Source organism: Pseudomonas sp. Z3-6 (genome assembly GCF_051131985.1).
GTDB classification, from domain to species: Bacteria; Pseudomonadota; Gammaproteobacteria; order Pseudomonadales; family Pseudomonadaceae; genus Aquipseudomonas; species Aquipseudomonas zanjanensis.
In genome coordinates, this window is the sequence record NZ_CP071644.1 from 4,980,301 (window position 1) to 5,000,837 (window position 20,537).

Below are 20,537 nucleotides of genomic sequence, written 5' to 3' on the forward strand. Positions count from 1 at the left end.
CGAGCGAAAAAGCCCAGTACACCTCATTATTTTAGAAGCGCAGGACGGCTCGTCCGATCAACGCGCCCTGATTCGAAGAGTTTTCTTACAGGATCTGGCGAATCAGCTCAATTGACCCTCCAGTGGTATTGAGACACCTTGGGTTCATGTTTTGCTGGATCGCTTAAACCTCACCACACAAGGAAGCATGCTCCCATGGATGGATACGTTACGGCCCGCAGGGGCCGGATCACTCGCTCGAACAGTTATGGGGATGGACCGTCCCATGCATAACCGTGAATACAAGCTGTCTCCCCGGCAGCTCGCGTCCTTTGGAAGCGGGCAGGCCGATACTCGAAACGAATGCAAAAGTTGCAGTAATCCCGCTGGAGGAATTGATTTGGAACCGCGCGTCGTTGAACTGGAAACCCACCTCAAATACATCCGTAAAGACATGGATGAAATTCGTACCGACGTCAAGGTGATCCGCCACAGGCTGGCCTATTCGGCTGGCGCCGCGGCGGTGGTGCTCGGCCTGCTGGGCTGGGTCGCCAACAACCGATTCGATCAGTTGGTGATACTGCTCACGCGATAAGGTGAGGCGCGCAACGGCCCGAGCGTCCCACTCGGGCCGGAGAACACCTGGTAGGCATGCTAGCCCAGGACTTCGCTCAAGGGGATGAAGCCCACTTCGTCACCCTCCACCAGCGTCTGTCCTTCGAGCACTTCGACCAATCCTTCGGCCCAGGCCGCGCTGCGCAGGACCCCCGAGCTCTGATTCCGGTAGATGACCGCTCGACCATTCTCCATGCGGCCTCGCAGGTATTCTCGGCGACTGCCCGCCTTCGGCCAGGCGAAACCGGCCGGCACCTTGAACTTGAGCGGCGTCACCGACTGAACGCCTTGGCGTCTCAACAGGTAAGGCCTTGCCAGCAGTGCGAACGTCACGAGGGTCGACGCGGGATTTCCAGGTAGGCCTATGACCGGCACGCCACGGTAATGCCCGAACGTCAGCGGCTTACCTGGCTTGATGGCGAGCTTCCACAGTGTCAGCTCACCGTCCTCACGCAAGGCGATGCCGAGGAAGTCCGCCTCCCCCACCGAGACACCACCGGTGGACAGGATCAGATCGACATCCGACAACTGCGCCAGACGCTCGCGGGTGGCAGGCAAATCGTCGGGCAGAATACCGGCATCAACCACCTCACAATCCAGGCGTTGTAGCCAACCACACAGCAGCACGCGGTTACTGTTATAGATCTGACCAGGCCCCAGTGCCTGGCCGGGCTCAACCAGCTCATCACCCGTGGACAGAACGGCGACGCGGACCTTGCGCACCACGTCCAGCGATGCGCAGCCCAAGGACGCCGCCAAGCCCAGCTCGATCGGCCCCAGGCGAGTGCCGGCAGAGAGGACCTGCTCGCCAACGGTGGTCTCCTGTCCTTGAGGACGAATGTTCTGTCCACTGACCATGGGCTCGGTAAACCGCACCCGCTGGTCGCTTTCAACCACGGCATTTTCCTGCATCTCGACGCAATCAGCGCCAGCAGGGACTGGCGCCCCCGTGAAGATCCGCGCGCACGTGCCAGCGGCCAGCGGCTCCGGCGCCTGCCCGGCAAAAATCCGCTGGCTGACCACCAACGGCTCGCCGCTCCAGTCCGCCAGCCGCAAGGCATAGCCGTCCATGGCGCTGTTGGGCCATGGCGGCAAGTCAAGGGTCGATACCAGGTCCTCGGCCAGCACTCGCCCTGATGCCTCGGCCAACGGCAAACGCTCGCGTTGGACAATCGGTGTGCTCGCCGCCATCTTGAGCAGCCGTTCCAGCGCCACCTCAACGGCCATCAAGGCGCCGGCCTTACCCGGTTTACCCACGGGATTCACAAGGGGCTGCCTGTTTCAAATGAGCCACAAAGTTGCATGGCCGATGCCGCACATCCAATTGTTCGGCCAGGATCCCATCCCATCCGGTACGCACCGCGTTGGTCGACCCTGGCAGGCAACATACCAGCGTGCCATTGGCTAGGCCAGCCAGCGCACGGGACTGCACAGTGGAAGTGCCGATGTCGGCCACGGATATCTGCCGGAACAACTCGCCAAAGCCATCGACCTGCTTGTCCAGCAGGCACGTGACGGCTTCCGGCGTACTGTCACGCCCCGTGAAACCGGTGCCGCCGGTGATCAGCACGACTTGCACCACGTCCTCGGCAATCCAGGTCGCGACTTGTGCTCGGATCTTGTACAAATCATCTTTGAGCAGGACCCGTGCCGCCAGGTTGTGACCCGCCGCCGTGAGCCGATCGACGAAGACCTGCCCGGACGTATCGGTTTCCAGGGTACGGGTGTCACTGACTGTCAGCACCGCGATATTGAGCGGCACGAAAGGTACATCAGCCTTGGCTTTCATAGGCTCGTCCAGTTGTGAAGGAAACAGCCCGGTGTTATATCACAGCGCTTCATTTTTTCGCCCGTGCGGAGACACGCCATGACCTCGGAAACGCCACTGCCATCCTGCTCCATTCTGCTCCTGGCCGGTGGGCGCGGACAACGCATGGGCGACCAGGACAAAGGGCTGGTGCAATGGCAAGGGGAACCGCTGATTGCCCATCTCCATCGCCAGACCCGCGCCATGAGCGATGACCTGATCATTTCCTGCAACCGCAATGCGCAACGTTATGCGCCGTATGCCGATAAGTTGGTGCACGATGAGGAAGGTGATTTTCCCGGGCCATTGGCGGGCATCCGCGCAGGTCTGAAGGCCGCGAGATACCCGTATCTACTGGTGCTGCCATGCGACGTGCCGCAAATCGACGCAAGCCTGCTCGACAATATGCGCAGGACGGCCAGCCAGCACCCCGACCAACCGTTGATGGTGCGCCACGGCGCGCATTGGGAACCGCTGCTGTGCGTCATCCCGTTGACCCTGGCAGCACGCTTCGAACAGGCCTGGAGCGAAGGCGAACGCAGCCCCGGCCGCATCATGCGCGCGCTGCACGCCGTTGCCTTGCAATGCCCTGCCGATGATCCGCGACTGGCCAATCTGAACACCCCGGAACTATTGGCCCGACATAAAGGCGTGTCAGATTGACACTAGCCAGGAACTTGCGCGCAATGTATACGTCTGAAGGTCAGTAACTTGAAGAATCCATTTCGGAGAAACACCATGACACAACGGACCCTCGCCACGTTCATGCTCGCTCTGGGCCTCGCCACCCTTGCCGGGTGCGCTTCGCCAACGGTGATCACCTTGAATGACGGTCGCGAAATCCAGGCCGTCGATACCCCACATTTCGATGAAGAAAGCGGCTTCTACGAATTCGAACAACTGGATGGCAAGCAGACTCGCGTGAACAAGGATCAGGTTCGTACCGTTAAGGATTTGTAATCTGTAACGCTGCTGCCCGATGTTGTTAAAAACCGGCGTTTCCTGAAGAGGGAAGCGCCGGTTTTTTTTGGGGCTTGGTTTTGGTTTTAGGCTAGCCGACCTGGTTATTGGTGAGACCGTGTTACCCCTGCGGGAGCGGGCTTGCTCGCGAAAGCGGTGTGTCAGTTTGCGGTGGCGTTGGATGGGCCGGCCTCTTCGCGAGCAGGCTCGCTCCCACAGGTTGTGCGGTGCACATGGGCCTTGGGCCTGCTGAAAATCCAATGTGGGAGCGAGCTTGCTCGCGATAGCGGTGGCTCGGCCACATAGATACCAGCGTGTGCCCTGCTCTTGCTCCTAACGAAAAAATCAAAACTTCACGCAGTTATAGCGGGTTCTAAACCAACTACCACTGCAACGAAATACCACTCTCGAACACCCGCTCCCGACCACTCACCGGATCAACAAAACGTAACCCCTGAGCCAGCAATTTCAAAGGATTGGCATAATCATCCTCAACATCCCGAAGCACATCCGGATAAAACGGATCATTGCAGATCCCCGCCCCAAGGGCATTCATGTGAACCCGCAATTGATGCTTCTTACCCGTAACCGGATACAAGCCATAACGCCACAACTCACCCTTCCTTTCCAACACTTCAATGGCCGTTTCGGTATTGGGCTCGCCCTGCCCTTCCTGCATCCGGAAGAACGGTTCGCCATCAATCATCCGGCTTTTATGCACCAGGGGAAAGTTCAACCCAGGCAACGCACGGGCAATGGCTTGGTAGCGTTTCTCGATTCGCCGTGTCGGGAACAATGACTGATACGCCGAACGGGTTTGCGGGTTGGCCGAAAACAACACCAGCCCGGCCGTATGCCGATCGATGCGGTGCAGGGGCACCAGATGCGGATTGTCCAGCCGCCGGATCAACCGTCGCAACAAGGTTTGCTCGACATACTCGCCCGCCGGAGTGACGGGCAGAAAATGCGGTTTGTCTGCCACCACCAGGTGCTCGTCGGCGTATAGGATCGACTCCACCACCGGAATCGGTTTCTCGTCGGGTACTTCCCGGAAGTAGTGGATGCGCAAACCTTCGCGGTACGGCAAGTCGACAGGGATCGCCTTGCCCTCCGCGTCCAATACCCGGCCCCGGGCGATCCGGTCCAGCCACTGTTCACGGCTGATGGCGCTGAAATGCTCGCACAGGCATTCCAACACCGTCGGCCAGGAACCGGGCGGCAGGTACAACGTACTGGCCTGATGCTGAGCGGCGGAAAACGATGAACCGGACATTAAAAACTCTTGGATATTTGGCATGCCGGCATTATCCGACAGTCGCCCCAGCCAGCCCAGCGATGATTGCTTTACGCCGTGGCCGACGTCGGTTTTGCCGCCGCTTCGGTGAACTCTTTCAACCAGCGCAGTACGTCCACCGCCTCCCAGCGACCCGGATCGTAGAGCGCGTACAGCAAGCCCTGGTAACCCACCACATCCAACTGCTTGTGATAGCCGGCGCGCTGGAACAACGCTTCGATTTCGGCGAAGCAGGTATTGAAGTGCAGTTTATTGAAGGGTGTCTTGCCTTCGGTCACCAAGCCATCCAGGCGAAGCTCCAGGACCGCCTCATGCACAACGTCCGCGGACATCCTGTTTACGCTGGCTTTCAGTTGTTCGACATTGACCAAGGGGTGCACTCCAGATAGCTGTATGGGCATACAGTAACCGAAGCGCGATATTTTCGCCAACCACAGTGTCAGGAACTGACGAACGAGCCGTTCAACGGAGGAATGTCACGATCTGTTCGGTATCGAAGGGCCAGTCCAGCTCGGCACCGGTATCCAGCCTGCGCAGCACGGGAATACGCAGCCCATAGTCCTCGACCCAGTCTTCACGTTCTGAAATGTCCACCAATTCCACCAACAATCCATGTTCGACCAAAGGCATCAGTTCAGCTTCGGCGACTTCGCAAAGATGGCACCCCAGGGTACCGAACAATTGGCATTCAGGAGGCATGGCGGGTAGACCCAAAAAAGATAGACGGTCATTCTAGGCTCGCCTCGGAAAACCGTCGAGTCGCTGGCTCGCTTCAGGGTGTTTCGGTAAAACGCTGATGCAAATCACTGAACGCAAATGCTTTTCCAGCGACGCTTGTCGCGTTTTCCCTTCTACGCTGTGCGTTGTACCTTGAAACGGAGTTCCCCTTGTTTGCCAACCTGCTGATCATCCTCGCCTCGTCCCTGGTGGTCATCGCCCTGTTCAGGCGGCTGCGCCTTCCACCGGTGCTGGGTTATCTCTGCGTCGGGCTGGCGGTCGGCCCTACCGCGCTGGACTGGGTCAACGACAGCGAAGAATTGCCAGACCTGGCCGAGCTTGGGGTGGTGTTCCTGCTGTTCTCGTTGGGCCTGGAGTTTTCCCTGTCGAAAATGCTCGAACTGCGCCGGGTCGTGTTCGGCCTGGGCAGCCTGCAGGTGCTGTGCTCGGGAGCGCTGCTGGCAGGATTGCTCGCTTTATGCGGCGCCCCAGCGATCGCCGCGTTGCTGCTCGGCGCCGGGCTGGCCTTGTCCTCCACGGCCATTGTCAGCAAGGAGTTGACCAGCCTGGGCGAGATCTTCAGCAGCCACGGCCAGAACGCCATCGGTGTGTTGTTGTTCCAGGACGTTGTCGCGGTGCTGCTGTTGACCCTGGTGCCGGTCTTCGCCGGCAGTAGCGAGCACCCATGGTATTGGGCGCTGCCCCTGACCCTGGGCAAGACCCTGGTGTTGTTTGGCGGCCTGCTGCTGGCCAGCCGATTGCTGCTGCCACGGCTGTTCCATGAAGTGGCGGCGTCCCGGTCCGCGGAACTGTTCGTGCTGCTGGCCCTGGTGATCGTGCTGCTGACGGCATGGCTGACCCACCTGCTCGGATTATCGCCGGCCCTGGGCGCCTTCCTGGCGGGCATGCTGCTGGGGGAAAGCCACTACCGGCATCAGATCGAGGCCGATATACGCCCGTTCCGTGACATCCTGCTGGGGCTGTTTTTTGTCAGCATCGGCATGCTGATCGACCTGCAACTGTTCCTTGATGATGGCCTGTTGATCCTGGGATTGACCCTCGGCTTGATGCTCATCAAGGGCTGCGTGGTCGCCGTCCTGGTGAAATGGCGCGGCAGCGACCGTGAAACCGCCTGGCGCAGCGGCCTGGCCTTGGCCCAGGGCGGCGAATTCTGCTTTGCCTTGATGGCGCTGATGCAGCAGAACCGACTCATGCCCGCCGACATCAGCGGCCTGCTGCTGGCTGCGACGTTCTGCTCGATGCTGCTGACCCCGTTGCTGCTGCGCGCGGCGCCACGCATCGCCGCACGCCTGCATCGCAAACCCAACGAAGAGGCACAACTGGACCAGATCAGCGCACTCAATGCCGGGTTGTCGAATCATGTGGTGATTTGCGGCTACGGACGCGTCGGCCAGTCCATCGGACGCTTCCTGCGTCGCGAAGGCCAGGCGTTCGTCGCCCTGGATGACGACCCGGTGATCATCCAGGAAGCCACCGTCGGCGAGAACTGCGTGCATTATGGCGATTCCCGACGAGGGGACTTGCTCACCGCCGTGGGCTTGAACCGCGCCCGGCTGCTGGTGATCGCGGTGGACAAGACCGACATCGCCATCACCGTGCTCCAGGCGGCCCGGCGGATCAACCAACAGGTGCCGATTCTGGTGCGCACCCGTGACGACAGCCAACTGGCCGAGTTGCAGGCGGCCGGGGCCAGCGAAGTGGTCCCCGAGCTGTTGGAGTCGAGCCTGATGCTGGCCTCCCACGCCTTGATCATGCTCGGCCTGCCTGAACAGCAGGTCCGGCATCACGTGGATCAGGTCCGCCACGACCGCTACCGCCTGCTCCACGGTTTTTACCCTGGCAACCAAGACAAGGAGCCTTAAGCGACCGCTAATGCAGCGATCAGTCCTGGCTGACCGCGCCGATCTTGTGAATCGACAGGTCGGCGCCGTAATACTCTTCTTCCTGGGTCAGGCGCAGCCCCAGCACAACCTTGATGGCGCCATAAACCGCGAACCCACCGGCCAGGGCGATGACCACGCCCAGCGCCGTGCCGATCAACTGGCTGATCAGGCTGACCCCACCCAGGCCGCCCAAGGCACTCTGGCCAAAGACGCCACAGGCAACGCCGCCCCAAACCCCGCACAGCCCATGCAGCGGCCAGACGCCGAGCACATCGTCGATCTTCCATTTGCCCTGGGCTGCCGTGAAGCACCAGACAAACAGGGCACCGGCAATGGCACCGGTGGCCAGCGCACCCACCGGGTGCATCAGGTCGGAACCGGCGCAGACGGCCACGAGCCCGGCCAGCGGGCCGTTGTGCAGGAAACCTGGGTCATTGCGCCCGACAATCAATGCCGCCACGGTACCGCCCACCATCGCCATCAACGAATTGATCGCGACCAACCCGCTTACCCCTGGCAAAGTCTGGGCACTCATCACGTTGAAGCCGAACCAGCCGACAATCAGGATCCACGAGCCCAGGGCCAGGAATGGAATGCTCGAAGGCGCGAACGCCACCAGGCGACCGTCCCGGTAGCGGCCATTACGCGGGCCGAGCAAGAGCACGGCGGCCAGCGCCAGCCACCCACCCATGGCATGCACCACCACGGAACCGGCGAAGTCATGGAAACTGGCACCGAACCGGGCTTGCAGCCAGGCCTGCAGGCCGAAATTGCCGTTCCAGACCAAACCTTCGAAAAACGGATAGACAAACGCCACGATCAGCACCGTGGCGCACAACTGCGGGGCGAACCGCGCGCGCTCGGCAATACCGCCGGAAATGATGGCTGGGATCGCCGCAGCAAAGGTCAGCAGGAAGAAGAACTTCACCAGGCTGTAGCCATGATCGACATTGAGCACCGCTGCCGGTTGCAGGAAGGTCACGCCGTAGGAAATCCAATAGCCGACAAAGAAATAGGCCAGGGTCGAGACCGCAAAATCGCTGAGGATTTTCGACAACGCATTGACCTGGTTCTTTTGCCGGACCGTTCCCACCTCCAGGAACGCGAAGCCGGCATGCATGGCCAGGACCATGACCGCGCCGAGCAGGATGAACAGCGTGTTGGAGCTGTGGACCAGACTGTCCACGGCACTTTGCATATTTTCCATGGTGTTGGCAGACCTGAAAAAGTTGAAAAAAGCACCAAGCCGGTTCGCTCACCTCACAAACGCACCAAGTTGAAACGGACCAACGACCGGATACAGGTCGATGAACCGCTTTGGTGCACCAGAACGGGCAAACGAAGCCCCGCTTCGCGGGTTTTAATTATTTGGGTTAAGGTTTTACGGGCCTGCGCCCAGCTTCAGCGCACTGGCACGGGCTAACGCACCAGTACATGGCGCAAGCCTGAGCAAAAGTTGTACCAGCCACTTGCACTGAACCTTCCGGCAAGGCTCATACTCGAACGCTTCAGACGTCACTTACGGAGATTCACCCATGGCCAGAACCCAGGCAAAGACTGCTCAAGAAATTCTGATGGAAGATTTCCAGACGCTGGTCAGCGACACGGAGCGCTTGCTCGATCACACCGCGACGCTGGCAGGCGATCAAGCCGATGCACTACGCAGCCAGATCCACGAAACCCTCCTGCGCGCCCGCGAAACACTCAAGCTGACCGAAGATTCCATGCGCGAACGCGGCCAGGCTGCGGTAGTCGCCACCGAGGAGTACGTACAGGCCAACCCTTGGCAATCGGTGGGCATCGCCGCGGGCGTTGGTTTTCTGATTGGTCTGTTGGCAACACGGCGCTGATCATGGGTATCGACGAATCCGGCTCGTCCGAAGCGGGCACACAACCTACAGCGCGCCGCCTGGGCGCGGCGTTTCTAGGCTTGCTGCACAGTCACGTCGAATTGTTCGGCATGGAACTGCAGGAACAGAAGGCACGCACCGTCAGCCTCCTGCTGTTCGCCGGCCTTGCGCTGGTATTCGGCTTGCTGCTGTTGGTCGGGCTTTCGGCGCTGGTGCTGATCCTGGTGTGGGACACCTATCGTCTGTCGGGCATTATCGGCCTGTGTCTGTTTTACCTGCTGGCGGCCCTGTTTTGCGGTCTGCGGCTCAAGGCGGCGATCTATGACGAGTCCTCCCCTTTCAATGCCACCCTCGAAGAACTGGCCAATGACCGGGAGCGCCTGCTGCCATGAGCCTGCCTGATATCCCCCAAGCCCGGACACGACAGGAAATGCGCAAGGCACTGGTGCGCCTGCGCATGGAAATGCATCGCCAGGAAATCCGGCAAGAGACGCGCCAGTTGTTGCAGCCTTTGCATCGAGTGCGCGGCTTGACGCAAAGCTGGCACGAAGGCTTCGGCATCAAGCATGCGCCACTGTGGGGCGTGGCGGCGGTGTCCCTGCTGGGCTTTCTCACTGGCAAACGGACCCGCCGTGGTGGTGGCGGTGGTGTAACAGGCTTGATCCGCCTGGCAACCACATTGCTGCCGCTGATCAAGCTGGCCAAGACCCTGCGCAAACCCTGAAAAACCTACACCTGTGGCGAGGGAGCTTGCTCCCGCTTGAGTGCGAAGCACTCACAAAATTTGGCCTGCTTCGCAGTCCAGCGGGAGCAAGCTCCCTCGTCACAAAGGGTATGTATCCAGCCTGCGCAGGCCTATAGGCCTTGCACGCCACCCCACGAACCGGGAAGCTAGGGCATCGACCTCATCGAACGGAGCAACCGGCCTTGGATTGGCATACCCTGCTGACTCGCGAACGTCTCGGAAAACCGCTGCACAGCCCACAAGAGCTGGGCCGTAGTCCCTTCCACAAGGACCACGACCGCATCATCTTTTCCGGTGCCTTCCGCCGCCTCGGACGCAAGACGCAAGTGCATCCGGTATCCAGCAACGACCACATCCATACGCGCCTGACCCATTCCCTGGAAGTCAGTTGCGTCGGGCGCTCCCTGGGCATGCGTGTGGGCGAAACCATCCGCAACGCCCTGCCCGACTGGTGCGAGCCCAGCGACCTGGGCATGGTGGTGCAATCGGCTTGCCTGGCCCACGACATTGGCAACCCGCCGTTCGGTCATTCCGGCGAGGACGCCATTCGCTATTGGTTCCAGCAGGCCGCCGGGCGTGGCTGGCTCGATGCCATGAGCGAAGCCGAGCGCAACGATTTTCTCAACTTCGAAGGCAACGCCCAGGGCTTCCGCGTCCTTACCCAGCTTGAATACCATCAGTTCGACGGCGGAACCCGGCTGACCTATGCCACCCTCGGCACCTACCTGAAATACCCCTGGACCGCCCGTCACGCCGACTCCCTGGGCTACAAGAAGCATAAGTTCGGTTGCTACCAGAGCGAACTGCCACTGTTGGAACAGATTGCCCACAAGCTCGGTTTGCCACAGATCGAGGATCAACGCTGGGCACGGCATCCCTTGGTGTATCTGATGGAGGCCGCCGATGACATCTGCTACGCGCTGATCGACCTGGAAGACGGCGTGGAGATGGATCTTCTGGAATATCCCCAGGTGGAATCGCTGCTCCTGGACCTGGTAGGCGACGATCTTCCGGACACCTACCGGCAGCTCGGGCCGCAGGACTCTCGGCGGCGCAAGCTGGCGATCCTGCGGGGCAAGGCCATCGAACACTTGACCAACGCCGCCGCCCGGGCGTTTGTCGAGCAGCAGGAAGCGTTGCTGGCCGGCACGCTGCCAGGGGACCTGGTGGAACATATGCACGGCCCGGCAAAACGTTGCGTGTTGAATGCCAAGGACATGGCACGGCGGAAAATTTTCCAGGACAAGCGCAAGACCCTGCATGAAATCGGTGCCTACACCACGTTGGAAATCCTGCTCAACGGCTTTTGCGGCGCCGCCCTCGAACAGCACGGCGGGCGCACGCCTTCGTTCAAGAATCGCCGCATCCTCGACCTGCTGGGGAACAATGCGCCGGATCCCAACGGCCCTTTGCATGGTGCGTTCTTGCGCATGATCGATTTCATCGCCGGCATGACTGACAGCTACGCCAGCGAGATGGCCCAGGAGATGACGGGCCGTACGCGTCAATAAAAGGCGGGGAGTCGACGGTGTGCGGCACCTGGCACAAAACCTGTGTGCGAGCTTGCTCGCGATGGCGGTAGCTCATCGATGCAGGATGTGCCACCGTCATCGCGAGCAAGCTCGCTCCCACAGGGAATGGGGGTGAATGTGAATTTTGTAGCGCTGCGCCACAGGAAGTTTGAACTAGATAAATAAATGTTTGGCTTACACGAACCTTGATTTAAACGCTTCCCTTGTTTGCGCAAAAAACAATCAAAGAAATATTCATTCACTCATTGCCAACAACCCCCCCTCTTTATTGTCATCCACCTACTAAAAAACCGTTTACGTCGTAATATCTTGCCTCTTTTTTTGTAGGAAACTTCTGAAATTGAAGTTGCATGCCTGTCTCTTCGTACGGCCCTGGCTGTAAGTGGGCTAAGGTGCGCGCTTTATTCAAGTTCGCAGGGTATTTATTCATGAACTCCGTTTTCATTGTCGACGATCATCCGGTCATTCGCCTCGCCGTTCGCATGCTCCTGGAACATGAGGGTTATAAGGTCGTAGGAGAAACTGACAACGGCGTCGACGCGATGCAAATGGTGCGCGAGTGCATGCCAGACCTGGTTATCCTGGACATCAGCATCCCCAAACTCGACGGGTTGGAAATCCTGTCACGCTTCAACGCCATGACCACGCCGCTCAAGACGTTGGTGCTCACGGCACAATCGCCGACGCTCTTCGGGATCCGATGCATGCAATCCGGTGCCTCTGGTTACGTTTGTAAGCAGGAAGACCTCAGCGAACTCGTCAGTGCGATCAAAGCGGTATTGTCCGGCTACAACTATTTTCCCAGCCAGGCGCTGAACCCGGTACGCCCGGATGATCCACGCAGTGTAGAGCTGGACCTTTTCAAAAGCGTCAACGATCGGGAACTGATGGTGCTGCAACTTTTTGCCCAGGGCCGTACCAACAAGGAAATAGCCAAGGGAATGTTTCTCAGCAATAAAACCGTCAGCACTTATAAAAAACGTCTGATGCAGAAACTCAAGGTCAAGTCCCTGGTCGAGCTGATTGAAATGGCGAAGCGCAACGCGCTGGTGTGAGAAACATCATGCTCAGACGCATAACCGAATGTCTCTTGCTGATCAGCGTAGCGTTGTACTCAGGAGCGCTCGCGGCGACGCCAGAGACGCCCGGGCAGTACACGCTGCTGGGTCGGTCGTCCACGGCTCAGGCCGAGATCAAACTCGATGACGCTCACCGCGCCTGGCTAAAAGACCGACAGGAACTGGTCCTGGGCACCTCCGCACCTGATTACCCGCCCTTCGATCTCTCCGCCAGTGGACGCGACTACGAAGGCCTGACCGCCGATTATGCCAACATTGTCGCCAAGGCCACCGGCCGGCCCATCAGCGTCCTGCGCTTCGCTTCCCGTGAGGCCGCCATGGCGGCTCTCAAGAACGGGCACATCGATATGCTTGGCACCGCCAACGGTTTCGAAGCCCGCGATCCCGACATTGTGCTATCGACGCCATACGCGGTGGATCAACCCGTGCTCGTCACCCGAACGGATGAAAGCCGATCCCTGAATGAAGACCTCAAGGGGTTGCGGCTGAGCATGGTCTATCACTACCTGCCGCTGCGGGAAATAGAAAAACTCTACCCCAAGGCGATCATCACCACCTACCCGTCCTACCAGAACGCCATCAATGCCGTCGCCTTTGGCCAGGCCGATGTATTTCTCGGCGATACCCTGTCCACCCACTACATGATCAGCAAGGGCTACCTGAGCAATATCCGCATGGCCAGCTTCGGCAAGCATGAAACCTATGGATTCGGTTTCGCCGTTCGCCGCGGCGATACCCGCTTGCTGGAAATCATCAACACCATACTGAACCAGGTCCCCATTGCCGAGCAGGCGGCCATCTCCAAACGCTGGAGTGCGGGCAGCGACTTGTACCTCACCGATCACCGGGTACAACTGACCGACCGCGAGCAACGTTGGCTGGACAGGCATCCGGTGGTCCGGGTGGTGGTGAACGAAACCTCCGCCCCCTTCACCTTCTTCGATCCGGACGGCGATTTTCGCGGCATCAGTGCCGACCTGCTTGAACTGATCCGGTTGCGCACCGGCTTGCGCCTGGACATCCAGCGCCACCAGAACGACAGTGAGATGATCGCTGCCGTCCTGAACGATCAAGCCGACATGATCGCCGCACTGTTGCCCAGCAGTGAACGGCAACGCCAGTTGAAATTCAGCCGCCCCTACATCGACAGCGCGTTCGTCCTGCTGATTCGCAAACAGTCCGACACCCCCACGACACTCGATCAGTTCGGCCAAGCCAGCCTGGCGATCGCCAAAGGCAACCCCGTCATTGACTGGCTACGCAGCCAGTACCCGAATATCCGGATCATCGAAACGGACGGCTCCGTGCGCGCCGTGGAAATGCTCGCCCATGGCCAGGTCGACGGCAGCGTGCACTCGCAGGTGATGGCCAACTACTTCATCTCCTCCCATGCGTGGCGGGACAGATTGCAAATCAGCAGCACGGTGGGCACCCAGCAAGCGCTGTTCGCGCTGGCCACCGCCAGACACGCCAGCGAGTTGAACGCCATCCTCGACAAGGCCCTGACCAGCATCGACCCTGACGAACTGGGCGTCATCAACAACCGCTGGCGCGGTTACGTCTCGCCCTCGGAACACACCTGGCGCACCTATAATCGCCTGTTCTTCCAGGTCGTCGCGGGGGTTGGCCTGTTGCTGCTGCTGTCCCTGGCCTGGAACGCCTACATGCGGCGCCAGATCAGGCAACGTCAACGGGCGGAACTGGCGCTCAACGATCAACTGGAATTCATGCACGCACTGCTCAACGGCACCCCGCACCCCATCTACGTGAGGGATCGCAACGGTATCCTGCAAAGCTGCAACGACAGTTACCTGGAAGCGTTCAACGCCCGGCGTGAAGACGTCATCGGCAAGGACTCGATGCCAGGCTCCATGAGCAACGCCTTCGAAGCGCAGGAGTACCAGGCGGACTACCAACGCGTCATGGCCGAAGGCAGCGCCCTGATCGTCGACCGCCCGCTGCACATCGGCGACCGGAAGCTGACGATCTATCACTGGATCCTCCCCTACCGAAACTCCGCCGCCGAAGTGCAAGGCATCATTGGCGGCTGGATCGACATCAGTGAACGACGGCAGTTATTCGAGGAATTGCGCGCCTCCAAGCAACGGGCCGATGACGCGAACCGCGCCAAAAGCACGTTCCTCGCCACCATGAGCCATGAAATCCGCACCCCCATGAACGCGGTGATCGGCATGCTCGAGCTGGCCCTGAAACACGCCGACAAGGGCCACCTGGACCGCTCGACCATCGAAGTCGCGTACGAGTCGGCGTCCGGCATGCTCGAGCTGATCGGCGATATCCTCGACATCGCCCGTATCGAATCCGGCCATCTGAGCCTGGCCCCCGAACGCGTCAATCTCAGGGCCCTGCTGCAATCGGTCATACGGGTCTTCGAGGGCGTAGCCCGGCAAAAAAACCTGGTGTTGTCGTTGCAGTTCGACGCCGGCGAGGGAAACCCTGACGTGTCGATAGACCCCTTGCGATTCAAGCAGGTGCTGTCGAACCTGATCAGCAATGCCCTTAAATTTACCGAGCAGGGCCAGGTCGTGGTCAAGGTCCGGCTATCCCCAACCGAGCGGGACGATGTCCTGGACATGCATCTGGAAGTCAACGACAGCGGCATCGGCATCGGCCCGGCCGATCTGCATCGATTGTTCGAGCCTTTTGCCCAGGTCGATAACAGCAGCCGGATGGCCCGCAAAGGCGCGGGACTGGGGCTGGTGATTAGTCGCAACCTGTGCCAGATGATGGGCGGCAACCTCCATATGAGCAGCCAACCCGGCGTCGGCACCCAAGTCCAGGTCCGCCTGCACCTCACCGTCCTGTCAACGGCGCCGGTCAGCGCCCCACTGGAACCGGTCATCGAAACGGCACAGGCCATCTTGAACGTCCTGATCGTGGACGATCACCCGGCCAACCGCTTGCTGATGTCCCAGCAATTGGAATACCTCGGCCATCACTACCAGGTCGCCCACGATGGCGCCCATGGGCTCGAAGTTTGGCAAAAAGGCGATTTCGATCTGGTCATTGCCGATTGCAACATGCCCATCATGAGCGGCTACGAACTGGCCCGGTCGATTCGTCGCGAGGAGTCCGAACAGCGACGGGCGCCCTGCACGGTCCTGGGGTTCACCGCCAATGCCCAGCCGGAGGAAAAACAACGCTGCCTGGACGCCGGAATGGATGATTGCCTGTTCAAACCGATCAGCCTGAGCGCCCTGAGCCAGTGGATCAAGACCGTCAAACCGGTCGGCCATCCAGCGGTTTTCTCCCTCCACAGCCTCCAGGCGTTGACCGGCGGCGACCCTTCGTCGAACCGGCGCTTGCTGGCGGAGTTACTCAGCAGCAGCCGCGCGGATCGCCAGGAGTTGCTCGACGCCCGAGGAGCGAACCGGCAAGCGCTGACCGAAACGGCGCACAAGATCAAAGGCGTCGCCCGCATCGTCCAGGCGACCTCTTTGATCCAGCGGTGCGAGGCGCTGGAACAGGCGTGTCATCAGGCACAGGCACCTGAACGCATCAGCGACTGCATCGATGCCCTCGACCGCGCCATGACCGAACTGGAGCGGGCCCTGGAAACGGAAATCGCCAAGGCAAAATAACCCAGTGTTTACTATGCTATTCGCTCAGCAGTGCGTACCTGGGGGGTTCTCGATCGGTTTCCCTTGCACGCGGAAACACCATCGAGAACGCCCCCTGCCCCCATGGAGTGACTGCAATGCCCAGCGCACCGCGTCCGGACAAACGCCGGTTCCCCCTGCACGTCCATATCAGCGTGATGTTTACCCTGCTTTTGTTGTTGACCGGGGTGGTGCTGGGCATTTTCAACTACCGGCAAACCACGCAAATCATCCTTTCCAGCAGTGAAAAACTGTTCAACCGCATTGAGCAGGACGTGCGCCTGGACCTGTATGACACCTACGAACCCATCCGCCACCTGTTGAGCCTGTTGGCCGATTACCCGGCGACACGTACGCCGCAGATGGCGCAACGCCTGGCCCTGCTCGCGCCCTTCAGCCAGGCACTACGGGACAACCCGAACCTGGCGTCGTTGTACCTGGGCGATCAGCGTGGCAACTTCCTGATGGTTCGGCCATTGCGCACCCCAGCCCTGAGAACCGCCTTGCAGGCACCCGCCGAGGCGGCCTATCAGGTCTGGACCGTTGAGCGAGCCTCCGAGCAAGGCCCGGTCCATTCCCAGTCGCTGTTCTACGACGAGACCCTGACGCTCATCAATCGCCGGGACATCGCCGACGAAACCTACGATCCGCGCAACCGTGGCTGGTTTCGCAGCGCCGCCGACAGCGCCGAGCAGATCACCACCGAACCCTACGTTTTTTTCTCCACCCACAATGTCGGCACCACCCTGGCCCGGCGTAGCGGCGAGCAAGCGGTCATCGGCGCCGACCTGACCCTGGCGGCCCTGTCCCAGACCCTGGCCAAGCACAAGGTCACTAACGGCACCGAAATCGTCCTGCTCGACCCCAAGGGCAACGCCGTGGGTTATCCCGACAGCGACCGGCTGCTCGCCGACGCCCAGTCGGCGCGCCTGATCAAGGCCCGCGACCTCAGCCCGGCCATCGCCGCCGTCCTCGATGACAACGCTGACACGACCCGCCTGGAAGCGGCTGGACGCCAGTGGATCGTTTCCCGCAGCCACATGCAGGAAGGCGGGCCCCAAGGCCTGGAACTGGCGTTGCTGGTGCCTGAAGACGAGCTGCTGGACAACGCCTATCGCATGCGCTGGCAAGGCGCGCTCATCACCCTCGCCACCCTGCTGCTGTGCCTGCCCCTGGGCTGGTTGACGTCGAGGATCCTGGTCAAGCCGTTGCGCGAACTGGTGCAGGAAGCCGACGCCATTCGCAGCTTCGATTTCAACTACCCGGTGTCACGCCGCTCCCCGGTGCTGGAGGTCGACCAGTTGAGCGTCTCGATGGCGCGCATGAAAGACACCCTGGCGAGTTTCTTTGAAATCACCGCCAGCCTGCGCGCCGAAACACGCTTCATCCCACTGCTGGAGCGGGTGTTGTTCGAAACCGTAAAAATCGGCCAGGCCCAGGCCGGCCTGATCTACCTGCGCGAGAACGACGACAATCGGCTCAAGCCCTACGGGCTGGTGATCGATGGCACGCCCAGGGACCTCGAAACCTTCAAGCTGCGCAATCTTGAATTGCTGGCTGGCGACAGCCCGCAATGGCTCCAGCAACTGGCCGTCTCGGACAATCTGGTGACCTCCCTGGGCTTCGAGCAGGCGGCCGACCTGCAGGGCATCCTGCGGGCACTGGACTCGCCTCGAGCCCATCTGATTGGCATCCGCCTGCGCAATCGTCACCAGGAAACCGTCGGCGTGTTGGTGTTGCTGATCACCGACAGCGGCACCGAAGCCGACCTGGAAAAACTCCAGCCCGACCGCATCGCCTTCCTCCAGGCCGTGTCCGGCGCCGCCACCGTGAGCATCGAAGGCCAGCGCCTGCAAGCCAAGCAAAAACAACTGCTGGACGCCTTCATCCAATTGCTGGCTGGCGCGATCGATGCCAAGAGCCCCTACACCGGTGGCCATTGCCAGCGGGTGCCGGTCCTGACCCTGATGCTCGCCCAGGCCGCCGCCGCCAGCCAGGCGCCGGCATTCGACGCCTATCAGCCCACAGAGGATGAATGGGAAGCCCTGCACATCGCTGCCTGGCTGCACGACTGCGGCAAGGTCACCACCCCTGAATACGTCGTCGACAAAGCCACCAAACTGGAAACCCTGAACGACCGGATCCACGAAGTACGCACCCGCTTCGAAGTGCTCAAGCGCGACGCCTGGATCGATTACTGGCGGGCCGTGGCAAACGGCGGCGAGTCGTCATCCCTGGCGCAGCAGCGTGACGCGACGTTGACGGCCCTGGATGACGACTTCGCTTTTGTCGCGCGCTGCAACCTGGGCTCCGAAGCCATGGCCGAGGCCGACCTGCAACGCTTGCAACACATCGCGCAACGCCCATGGACCCGGACCCTCGACGATCGCCTGGGGGTTTCCTGGGAAGAGAATCGGCGCCAGGCCCGCACGCCCAAGCCGACGCTACCGGTCACCGAGCCGCTGTTGGCGGACAAGCCCGAGCACCTGTTCGAGCGCCACGCGGCTGAACTGATCCCGGCGGACAACCCGTGGGGCTTCCAGCTCGATGTGCCGGCCTGGAAATACAACCGCGGCGAGCTCTACAACCTGAGCATCACGCGCGGCACGCTGACCCGCGAGGAGCGCTACGTCATCAATCATCACATGGTGCAGACGATCCTGATGCTCAGCCAGTTGCCCTTCCCCAGCCACCTGAACAATGTGGCGGAGATCGCCGGCGGTCATCACGAGAAGATGGACGGCAGCGGTTATCCCAAGCGCCTCAAACGCGAGGAAATGAGCCTGCCGGCACGCATGATGGCGATTGCCGACATCTTCGAAGCACTGACAGCGGCCGACCGCCCCTACAAGAAAGCGAAGAAGCTGAGCGAGGCCCTGGGCATCATGGCCACCATGTGCCGTGACGCCCATATCGATCCCGAACTGTTCGGGCTGTTCATCGAGGAAAAGATCTACCTGAGCTACGCCGAGCAGTTCCTCGACCCGCACCAGATCGATGAAGTCGACCCCGACAGCCTGCTGGCCAAGGCCGGGCTGAGGGCATGATCAGCAATCCGTCAGGCGCAGGAAGATCGCAGCCAACGCTTCAATGCCGGCCTGGTCATGGTCGCTGAAACGCGCCAATTTCGGGCTATCCAGATCGAGCACGCCGATCAGGCGCCCGTCCTTGACCAGCGGCACCACCAGCTCGCTGTTCGACGCACTGTCGCAGGCGATGTGCCCAGGGAAGGCATGGACATCTTCGACGCGCTGGGTCTGCCGGGTCGCTGCCGCCGTGCCGCAGACGCCGCGGCCAAAGGGAATCCGCACGCAGGCGATCTGGCCCTGGAACGGCCCCAGGACCAGTTCTTCATTGCGATTGAGGTAAAAACCAGCCCAGTTCAGGTCTTCCAGTTGCGTGAACAGAAAGGCCGAGAACTGCGCGGCATTGGCGATGAAATCACGCTCATCGGCCAGCAAGGATTCCAGCTGTGCCGATAACAAGCCGTAGCCATCGAGGCCTTCGCCGGCAGCGTTCAAATCGATCATGCCTTGTGCTCCAACAATTTCAGGCCGACCCAGTAACGGGCAAACTGATAAGCGCAACGTCCGTTGCGGTTGCCGCGACCGGTTGCCCAGCGCACGGCCTGTATCTCCAGGGCTTCATCGCGCTCCCAGGCCAGCCCGGCCTTGGCCGCCAGTTCGCCGATCCAGTGCTCCACGACGTCGAGGAAATGCTCCTGGGTAAACGGATAAAACGACAGCCACAAACCAAAGCGGTCGGACAAGGCGATCTTGTCCTCCACGGCTTCGCTGGGGTGAAGTTCGCCGTCGACCCGCTTCCAGTTTTCGTTGTCGCTTTCCTTTTCCGGCACCAGGTGGCGACGGTTGGACGTGGCATACAGCAGCACGTTGTCCGGCGCCTGTTCCAGCGAACCATCCAACACGCTCTTGAGCACGCGGTAATCGCCTTCGCCGGACTCGAACGACAAGTCATCGCAGAACAACACGAAGCGCTGTGGCAGTTTCGCCACCTGCTCGACCACCCGGGGCAAGTCTGCCAGGTGATCGCGTTCGATCTCGATCAACCGCAGGCCATGCTGGGCATGTTCGGCCAACAGGGCGCGCACCAGGGACGATTTGCCGGTGCCACGCGAGCCCCAGAGCAAGGCATGGTTGGCGGGCATGCCATCAATGAACTGCCGCGTGTTGCGCCCCAGTTGTTCGACCTGGCGATCCACGCCGATCAGGTCCGACAGGCGCATGTCGAGGCTGACTTGCAGCGGCAGTAGGTAGCCGCTGCGCCCGTCCCGCTGCCAGCGGGCGGCAAGGGTCTGGGTCCAGTCGATGGCGGGCCGGGGCGCCGGCAGCAACGGCTCGATCCGGGCCAGCACGGCATCGGCGCGCTCAAGAAAAGCATTCAATCGCGAGTCCACATCTTCTCCTCGGACAGG

At 60.8% G+C, this 20,537-nt stretch carries 19 protein-coding genes; 11 read left to right on the forward strand and 8 right to left on the reverse strand.

Features of this window, described 5'->3' with window-relative positions; genetic code table 11:
* Nucleotides 1-265: 265 nt before the first annotated feature.
* Entirely contained in the window at nucleotides 266-574 is a 309-nt protein-coding gene (locus J3P88_RS21470; protein ID WP_434571511.1) for a hypothetical protein, read from the forward strand.
* Nucleotides 575-633: 59 nt separating this feature from the next.
* Here J3P88_RS21470 and J3P88_RS21475 read toward each other — a convergent pair whose 3' ends face one another.
* Both J3P88_RS21475 and moaB read right to left on the reverse strand, forming a co-directional pair.
* The gene (locus J3P88_RS21475; protein ID WP_434576579.1) at nucleotides 634-1,821 is read right to left on the reverse strand and encodes a molybdopterin molybdotransferase MoeA; all 1,188 of its coding nucleotides are present in this window, start codon (nucleotides 1,819-1,821) and stop codon (nucleotides 634-636) included.
* Nucleotides 1,822-1,843: 22 nt separating this feature from the next.
* The gene (gene moaB / locus J3P88_RS21480; protein ID WP_053120541.1) at nucleotides 1,844-2,383 is read right to left on the reverse strand and encodes a molybdenum cofactor biosynthesis protein B; all 540 of its coding nucleotides are present in this window, start codon (nucleotides 2,381-2,383) and stop codon (nucleotides 1,844-1,846) included.
* Between the two features lie 78 nt (nucleotides 2,384-2,461).
* Between moaB and mobA the strand changes: the two genes are divergently transcribed.
* Nucleotides 2,462-3,064: a molybdenum cofactor guanylyltransferase MobA gene (mobA, locus tag J3P88_RS21485; protein ID WP_434571513.1), complete on the forward strand. Its 603-nt coding sequence runs from the start codon at nucleotides 2,462-2,464 to the stop codon at nucleotides 3,062-3,064.
* Nucleotides 3,065-3,139: 75 nt separating this feature from the next.
* On the forward strand, nucleotides 3,140-3,361 hold the full coding sequence (locus J3P88_RS21490) for a YgdI/YgdR family lipoprotein (RefSeq protein WP_186705332.1): 222 nt from the start codon (nucleotides 3,140-3,142) through the stop codon (nucleotides 3,359-3,361).
* A gap of 382 nt (nucleotides 3,362-3,743) precedes the next feature.
* On the opposite strand, the gene J3P88_RS21495 is transcribed toward J3P88_RS21490, so the two are convergent.
* The 3 genes from J3P88_RS21495 to J3P88_RS21505 all read right to left on the reverse strand — a co-directional run bounded on the left by J3P88_RS21495 (nucleotide 3,744) and on the right by J3P88_RS21505 (nucleotide 5,354).
* On the reverse strand, nucleotides 3,744-4,634 hold the full coding sequence (locus J3P88_RS21495; RefSeq protein ID WP_434571516.1) for a pseudouridine synthase: 891 nt from the start codon (nucleotides 4,632-4,634) through the stop codon (nucleotides 3,744-3,746).
* Between the two features lie 71 nt (nucleotides 4,635-4,705).
* Nucleotides 4,706-5,026, reverse strand: a complete 321-nt coding sequence (locus J3P88_RS21500; RefSeq protein ID WP_186705334.1) for a transcriptional regulator — start codon at nucleotides 5,024-5,026, stop codon at nucleotides 4,706-4,708.
* Nucleotides 5,027-5,117: 91 nt separating this feature from the next.
* The gene (locus tag J3P88_RS21505; RefSeq protein WP_186705335.1) at nucleotides 5,118-5,354 is read right to left on the reverse strand and encodes a glutaredoxin family protein; all 237 of its coding nucleotides are present in this window, start codon (nucleotides 5,352-5,354) and stop codon (nucleotides 5,118-5,120) included.
* Nucleotides 5,355-5,542: 188 nt separating this feature from the next.
* Here J3P88_RS21505 and J3P88_RS21510 point away from each other — a divergent pair, with 188 nt between their 5' ends.
* Nucleotides 5,543-7,255 (forward strand): cation:proton antiporter, encoded by a 1,713-nt coding sequence (locus J3P88_RS21510; protein WP_434571518.1) that lies wholly within the window; start codon nucleotides 5,543-5,545, stop codon nucleotides 7,253-7,255.
* Nucleotides 7,256-7,274: 19 nt separating this feature from the next.
* On the opposite strand, the gene J3P88_RS21515 is transcribed toward J3P88_RS21510, so the two are convergent.
* Entirely contained in the window at nucleotides 7,275-8,483 is a 1,209-nt protein-coding gene (locus J3P88_RS21515; protein WP_434571520.1) for an ammonium transporter, read from the reverse strand.
* A 328-nt stretch (nucleotides 8,484-8,811) separates the two neighbouring features.
* Here J3P88_RS21515 and J3P88_RS21520 point away from each other — a divergent pair, with 328 nt between their 5' ends.
* The 7 genes from J3P88_RS21520 to J3P88_RS21550 all read left to right on the forward strand — a co-directional run bounded on the left by J3P88_RS21520 (nucleotide 8,812) and on the right by J3P88_RS21550 (nucleotide 19,149).
* Nucleotides 8,812-9,126 carry a DUF883 family protein gene (locus J3P88_RS21520; RefSeq protein WP_092166820.1) on the forward strand — a complete coding sequence of 105 codons (315 nt, stop codon included), beginning with the start codon at nucleotides 8,812-8,814 and terminating at the stop codon, nucleotides 9,124-9,126.
* A 2-nt stretch (nucleotides 9,127-9,128) separates the two neighbouring features.
* Nucleotides 9,129-9,518: a phage holin family protein gene (locus J3P88_RS21525; RefSeq protein ID WP_060738527.1), complete on the forward strand. Its 390-nt coding sequence runs from the start codon at nucleotides 9,129-9,131 to the stop codon at nucleotides 9,516-9,518.
* Nucleotides 9,515-9,850, forward strand: a complete 336-nt coding sequence (locus J3P88_RS21530; RefSeq protein WP_053120523.1) for a hypothetical protein — start codon at nucleotides 9,515-9,517, stop codon at nucleotides 9,848-9,850. Before J3P88_RS21525 ends, J3P88_RS21530 begins: the two co-directional genes overlap by 4 nt.
* Nucleotides 9,851-10,053: 203 nt before the next feature.
* On the forward strand, nucleotides 10,054-11,382 hold the full coding sequence (locus J3P88_RS21535) for a deoxyguanosinetriphosphate triphosphohydrolase (RefSeq protein WP_186705338.1): 1,329 nt from the start codon (nucleotides 10,054-10,056) through the stop codon (nucleotides 11,380-11,382).
* Nucleotides 11,383-11,831: 449 nt separating this feature from the next.
* A complete protein-coding gene (locus J3P88_RS21540; RefSeq protein ID WP_186705339.1) occupies nucleotides 11,832-12,458 on the forward strand; it encodes a response regulator transcription factor in 627 nt (208 codons plus the stop codon).
* 8 nt (nucleotides 12,459-12,466) lie between these two features.
* Nucleotides 12,467-16,084 (forward strand): transporter substrate-binding domain-containing protein, encoded by a 3,618-nt coding sequence (locus J3P88_RS21545; protein WP_434571525.1) that lies wholly within the window; start codon nucleotides 12,467-12,469, stop codon nucleotides 16,082-16,084.
* A 116-nt stretch (nucleotides 16,085-16,200) separates the two neighbouring features.
* Entirely contained in the window at nucleotides 16,201-19,149 is a 2,949-nt protein-coding gene (locus J3P88_RS21550; protein WP_434571527.1) for an HD domain-containing phosphohydrolase, read from the forward strand.
* Here the strand turns inward: J3P88_RS21550 and J3P88_RS21555 are convergent, their stop codons facing one another.
* The gene (locus J3P88_RS21555) at nucleotides 19,150-19,632 is read right to left on the reverse strand and encodes a GAF domain-containing protein (RefSeq protein WP_186728133.1); all 483 of its coding nucleotides are present in this window, start codon (nucleotides 19,630-19,632) and stop codon (nucleotides 19,150-19,152) included. It lies immediately after the preceding gene.
* Nucleotides 19,629-20,519: an ATP-binding protein gene (locus J3P88_RS21560; protein ID WP_434571528.1), complete on the reverse strand. Its 891-nt coding sequence runs from the start codon at nucleotides 20,517-20,519 to the stop codon at nucleotides 19,629-19,631. Before J3P88_RS21560 ends, J3P88_RS21555 begins: the two co-directional genes overlap by 4 nt.
* Nucleotides 20,520-20,537 lie beyond the last annotated feature (18 nt).

Coding starts and splice junctions, on each gene's coding strand:
- J3P88_RS21470 (WP_434571511.1), top strand. CDS start 266: ATGCATAACCGTGAATACAAGCTGTCTCCCCGGCAGCTCGCGTCCTTT.
- J3P88_RS21515 (WP_434571520.1), bottom strand. CDS start 8,483: ATGGAAAATATGCAAAGTGCCGTGGACAGTCTGGTCCACAGCTCCAAC.
- J3P88_RS21520 (WP_092166820.1), top strand. CDS start 8,812: ATGGCCAGAACCCAGGCAAAGACTGCTCAAGAAATTCTGATGGAAGAT.
- J3P88_RS21555 (WP_186728133.1), bottom strand. CDS start 19,632: ATGATCGATTTGAACGCTGCCGGCGAAGGCCTCGATGGCTACGGCTTG.
- J3P88_RS21490 (WP_186705332.1), top strand. CDS start 3,140: ATGACACAACGGACCCTCGCCACGTTCATGCTCGCTCTGGGCCTCGCC.
- moaB (WP_053120541.1), bottom strand. CDS start 2,383: ATGAAAGCCAAGGCTGATGTACCTTTCGTGCCGCTCAATATCGCGGTG.
- J3P88_RS21495 (WP_434571516.1), bottom strand. CDS start 4,634: ATGTCCGGTTCATCGTTTTCCGCCGCTCAGCATCAGGCCAGTACGTTG.
- J3P88_RS21545 (WP_434571525.1), top strand. CDS start 12,467: ATGCTCAGACGCATAACCGAATGTCTCTTGCTGATCAGCGTAGCGTTG.
- J3P88_RS21505 (WP_186705335.1), bottom strand. CDS start 5,354: ATGCCTCCTGAATGCCAATTGTTCGGTACCCTGGGGTGCCATCTTTGC.
- J3P88_RS21540 (WP_186705339.1), top strand. CDS start 11,832: ATGAACTCCGTTTTCATTGTCGACGATCATCCGGTCATTCGCCTCGCC.
- J3P88_RS21530 (WP_053120523.1), top strand. CDS start 9,515: ATGAGCCTGCCTGATATCCCCCAAGCCCGGACACGACAGGAAATGCGC.
- J3P88_RS21550 (WP_434571527.1), top strand. CDS start 16,201: ATGCCCAGCGCACCGCGTCCGGACAAACGCCGGTTCCCCCTGCACGTC.
- mobA (WP_434571513.1), top strand. CDS start 2,462: ATGACCTCGGAAACGCCACTGCCATCCTGCTCCATTCTGCTCCTGGCC.
- J3P88_RS21525 (WP_060738527.1), top strand. CDS start 9,129: ATGGGTATCGACGAATCCGGCTCGTCCGAAGCGGGCACACAACCTACA.
- J3P88_RS21475 (WP_434576579.1), bottom strand. CDS start 1,821: ATGGCCGTTGAGGTGGCGCTGGAACGGCTGCTCAAGATGGCGGCGAGC.